Here is a 3,441-nt window from a genome sequence, read left to right as displayed (position 1 = left end):
CCCAGTAATCGACTCGCTCGCGCGCACATAACCGTGAGAAATCAAAGCATTATGCGCGCCGCCAGCTCAAAGTTCGGTTTAGTCGGTAGAGCGTCCGGAATCTCTCACCAGCCAATGGTTCGTCGTAGATCTCGAATAGGTCGCTACCCACAAGCAGGTTCTTTAAGGTCTTAAAGCCATAGCGCTCTCTGAGGTGCTTGAGTTCTTCGGGAATTTCCTTGGCCGCCAGCGTGCCGGCATGCGCGAGATAAGTCCAGCCATCTTTTCGACGCACCTGCTTGGCGACGTCGCACAGAAACGTCGCCAACGGACTTTCTTGAAGCCATAGTAACTCCGATTGCTGCGCGTATTGCGGGCTACCGAAATAGGCCGCCGCGTTCTCACCACTTTTGATCAACTGATCAATCATCAATTTCAGATGCTCATGCATCGGGAGCACTTTCTCGCGTTGCGTATCAAGATACAGCAGCGCCTCGCTCAGCTTGTCGGCTGACGCTGGCTGCCATCGCGGCAAGAAATGATGCACGAGCTCATTGCGCTCGTCGGTCATGAGCTTCAGATCTCGCCGCAGCCCTCCAATAAATTCGGTCGACCCTGACAGGCGAAAGACGAAGGAGAACCAGTCGTCCGGCCATTCCTCCTCCGGGACTGGCTCACCGGCGTCCCGCAGCACATCACGGCCGTACTGCTCCACCAACTTGCCAAGCATTTGCTTGTTGATTCCATCCACCCGTCGCTGCAGATTGTCCTGGTAGCTCGCGAGAGTGCCGCCATTCTTATGCCTTGCCAGCACGAACTTAAGGCAATACTCGATCTGCTGGAACAGTAATAGGTTACGCCCCAAGCGGCGAAGAACTTCCTGCCGAGCGGTTTCCAGTTCAGTCAAAGGAGCGTTTTCAGAGGTCATAGGCTGGTCGAGGGTTCGATAATGCCGCGGGTTGCCGATTTTATTGCGACAGGGGGAGTATCCGACATATGATACTCGCCAGATGCGAACGGATATAAAAGCAGAGTTCGAAGGGGCAACGAATGGACCAGACCGCGCATCAGGATTATGATAGCGCTCGCTATCCGAGAATTCCGGTCAACTTCGGCCATTACCGGATTCATGCGATGACGCCCAAGCGCTTTGATGGGTGACTTGTCGTGCAACGTCAATCGCTCGTGCCAACTTGCATGGGGTGAAATCTCGCCGGCATTAACCAGCAACTCTCACCTACCGACCAGCATAAAGGGGAATAACGATGGCAACGTATAAGCAAACTGGTCGCGGAAAAGGCACGACTGGAGGCCCTGCTGGCCGACGTGCCCAAGAAGTCTCGGACGTGGTCGCAAAAATCCGTCAACTGATGACGGACTATGAGCTGACGGTGGAGGACCTGACGCCGCGACGGGCGCGCGGCCGCCCCGCCAAGGGCTCGGCCAAGCCTGCCTCGACTCTGCCGCCCAAATACCTTGACCCGAAGACTGGCAAGACGTGGTCGGGTCGCGGTCGCACGCCGAGCTGGCTGGGCAAGAACCCCAAGCGCTTCCTGATTACGCAAGATGGCGCGGAGGCCTAAGCCCCTCTCCCGCGCGGTGTACAGGCGCCCATCCGCTCCCTACAATCGGCGCCAAATCACAACAAGGGGGCCGCGATGGGATGGCGATTTCGCAATAATTTCAGCCCGATTCCGGGAGTCCGGCTAACGATTTCGCCAAGTGGGCTCAGTACGTCCGTTGGGGTCGGCCCGGTGCGGCTGACGCACGGCCCACAGGGGGCCGCCGTCACTGCCAATCTCTTCGGGACCGGCCTGTCCTACCGGCAGCCCCTCGGCACCTCGCCGGCCGGGGCTAATGAGCCAAGCGGCGATGGGCCGGTGCTGGCCCCGCCCGCGGTTCCCATGGCTCCGGTCTCCGCGATGCCGGCGATGACCGAGATCCGCAGCGCCAGCTCAGCGGTGCTGACCAGCGCGGGACTGGCCGCCTTCAAGCAATCCCTCGCGGAGGCCCAGACCCAGTACGCCTCGATCGAAGGTGCCCTCAACGGTGCCCGGCATACCGAACAGGTAAAGGTCGCGCTGCATGACCGTTGGGCCAAGGGCTGGCTCTTCCGGCATGTGCGCAAGGCCCGCTTTGCGCAGATCTGCGAAGATGCGGAAACCTCCACCGCCATGCGGCAAGAACTGGAGCAACAGCTGGATCTGTCCAAGCTCCACACCCAGTTCGAGATGCCTGACGGCGTCGCCAAGGCGTTCGCGGGCTTTTGTGACGCCTTCAAGGTGTGTGCCGGTTCGTACCGCATCTGGGATTTCGTATCCGCACGCTCGGCCAACCAAGTGGCCGAGCGCACATCGGCAGGGCGTGTCGTGGAGCGACAGCCGGTGTCCTTCTCGCTGCGCAAGTGCGGAATCATTGATACGCCGATGTCCGTGCCCTGCCTGCAGAACGCCAACGGCGGGGACCTCTACTTTTACCCCGGCTTCTTGGTCTATCTGGCTGCCGCGACCAACTACGCATTGATCGAGTACAGCGAGCTTCAGCTGCGGGTGGCACGCACCCGCTTCCATGAGGAGGAGAACCTCCCCAAGGATGCCCAGCAGATCGGCACCACTTGGGCCAAGACCAACAAGGATGGGTCGCCGGATCGTCGCTTTCGTGACAACTACCAGATCCCGATCATGCAATATGCCCAGATCACTCTGCGAACGCCTGCCGGGCTCAATGAGGAATACGTGCTCAGCAATGTCGCGGCCACGGAAGCCTTTGGGCAGGCGTGGGAGGCGCTGCGCGAGGCGATTCAACGCGGGGTCTAAGGTTCGTCTGCATCAGGCTGGCGGCCGCACTCGCCGACAAGTGGCACCTGACCGAGGCGCGCATGGCCGGCCTGTATGGCCACGGCTGAGCGTTGAAGCCGACGCCCTTGTCGCGCGGGCGGCACGCCGGCGACGGCCGAGTTGGGCGGTGACCGGCGCGCAGTGCATGGGTGCGGGGATCCTGCGCGCCCGCCCCCCCGGAAAGCTCGGGCGTTACGAGACGGGCGGCGCTCCGTCAGGCCGGGGATTGCCCGTCGTGACGTCAGTATGTTCGGCCGTGGGCCTTGGCCACGATCGACGTGATCCCGCGCGCGGCTGGACCACCGGCCGCCCTCGCAGCGTCGGCGATTTGCCGGTGGCGCCCATGGCCCGGGGCAAGCGGTCGGCGATAATGCCGTCTATCCCCACTTGCGGTGTCGCTCGTGTCTCCTCAAATTAAGTCGCTGCGGGCCTTGCTGCGCAAGTACGCACTGGCACCCCCGCTGCCCGTCATCTGGGCGATCTCCCGGCACCTGCAAGACGACGCGCCTTCGCCCTATCCGAAGCCGCTGCAGGACGAGGTGCAAAGCTGAGCATGAGCGGCGTTCGTGATGCCGAATCTGGGAGATTTGATCAAGAACGATGAGGGAAGCCGGAGAACTTCCCT

4 protein-coding genes and 1 pseudogene are annotated in these 3,441 nt (G+C 61.5%); 4 read left to right on the top strand and 1 reads right to left on the bottom strand.

The window, feature by feature from the left end:
- Positions 1–49: 49 nt before the first annotated feature.
- A complete protein-coding gene (locus J8I34_RS33490; RefSeq protein WP_209808479.1) occupies positions 50–907 on the bottom strand; it encodes an LOTUS domain-containing protein in 858 nt (285 codons plus the stop codon).
- 337 nt (positions 908–1,244) lie between these two features.
- Here J8I34_RS33490 and J8I34_RS33485 point away from each other — a divergent pair, with 337 nt between their 5' ends.
- The 4 genes and pseudogenes from J8I34_RS33485 (at position 1,245) to J8I34_RS33475 (ending at position 3,367) form a co-directional block, all read left to right on the top strand.
- The gene (locus J8I34_RS33485) at positions 1,245–1,562 is read left to right on the top strand and encodes an H-NS histone family protein (protein WP_209777932.1); all 318 of its coding nucleotides are present in this window, start codon (positions 1,245–1,247) and stop codon (positions 1,560–1,562) included.
- Between the two features lie 75 nt (positions 1,563–1,637).
- A pseudogene (locus J8I34_RS35665) lies at positions 1,638–1,793 on the top strand (DUF4236 domain-containing protein); the annotation flags it as partial.
- A 90-nt stretch (positions 1,794–1,883) separates the two neighbouring features.
- The gene (locus J8I34_RS33480) at positions 1,884–2,795 is read left to right on the top strand and encodes a hypothetical protein (RefSeq protein ID WP_245176332.1); all 912 of its coding nucleotides are present in this window, start codon (positions 1,884–1,886) and stop codon (positions 2,793–2,795) included.
- Positions 2,796–3,217: 422 nt separating this feature from the next.
- Positions 3,218–3,367 (top strand): hypothetical protein, encoded by a 150-nt coding sequence (locus J8I34_RS33475; RefSeq protein WP_209808477.1) that lies wholly within the window; start codon positions 3,218–3,220, stop codon positions 3,365–3,367.
- Positions 3,368–3,441: the final 74 nt, after the last annotated feature.

The sequence above is a fragment of the Cupriavidus phytohabitans genome (assembly GCF_017815025.1).
Taxonomy (GTDB): domain Bacteria; phylum Pseudomonadota; class Gammaproteobacteria; order Burkholderiales; family Burkholderiaceae; genus Cupriavidus.
Note: the sequence above shows the minus strand (reverse complement) of the source record. Positions and strands in the feature narration are given on the sequence as shown.

Excerpts from the sequence above, each read along its gene's own strand:
- J8I34_RS33480 (WP_245176332.1), top strand. The coding sequence starts at position 1,884 with ATGGCTCCGGTCTCCGCGATGCCGGCGATGACCGAGATCCGCAGCGCC.
- J8I34_RS33485 (WP_209777932.1), top strand. The coding sequence starts at position 1,245 with ATGGCAACGTATAAGCAAACTGGTCGCGGAAAAGGCACGACTGGAGGC.
- J8I34_RS33490 (WP_209808479.1), bottom strand. The coding sequence starts at position 907 with ATGACCTCTGAAAACGCTCCTTTGACTGAACTGGAAACCGCTCGGCAG.